The organism is Mesorhizobium sp. M7A.F.Ca.US.014.04.1.1, from assembly GCF_003998745.1.
GTDB classification, from domain to species: domain Bacteria; phylum Pseudomonadota; class Alphaproteobacteria; order Rhizobiales; family Rhizobiaceae; genus Mesorhizobium; species Mesorhizobium ciceri.
Window position 1 is genome coordinate 1 of sequence record NZ_RZRW01001432.1, and the last position, 482, is coordinate 482.

General features: G+C 63.7%; 1 pseudogene. It reads left to right on the forward strand.

Annotation, left to right across the window (positions count from 1 at the left end):
- Nucleotides 1–482: pseudogene (locus tag EOA22_RS36950) on the forward strand (excinuclease ABC subunit A); the annotation flags it as partial.

Here is a 482-nt window from a genome sequence, read left to right on the forward strand (position 1 = left end):
TTCGTTCAACAATCCGGTCGGCGCCTGCCCGACTTGCGACGGTCTCGGCAGCCAGCGCGCCATCGACGGCAATCTGATCGTGCCGGATGAAAACATCTCGCTGCGCGACGGCGCCGTCAGCCCGTGGGCGAAGTCGACCTCGCCCTATTACGCGCAGACGCTGGAGGCATTGGGCAAGGCCTATGGCTTCAAGCTCGGCGACAAGTTCAAGGATTTGTCCGAAGAGGCCAAGGAAGCCGTCCTGCGCGGCACCGGCGAGCGCGAGATCACCTTCCAGTATGATGACGGCCTGCGCTCCTACAAGACGACGAAGACTTTCGAAGGCGTCATCCCCAATCTCGAGCGGCGCTGGAAAGAGACCGAATCCGCCTGGATGCGCGAGGAGATCGAGCGCTTCATGTCGGCCACACCCTGCCCGGTCTGCAAGGGCTATCGGCTGAAGCCCGAGTCGCTGGCGGTGGAGATCGCCGGCAGGCCCATCG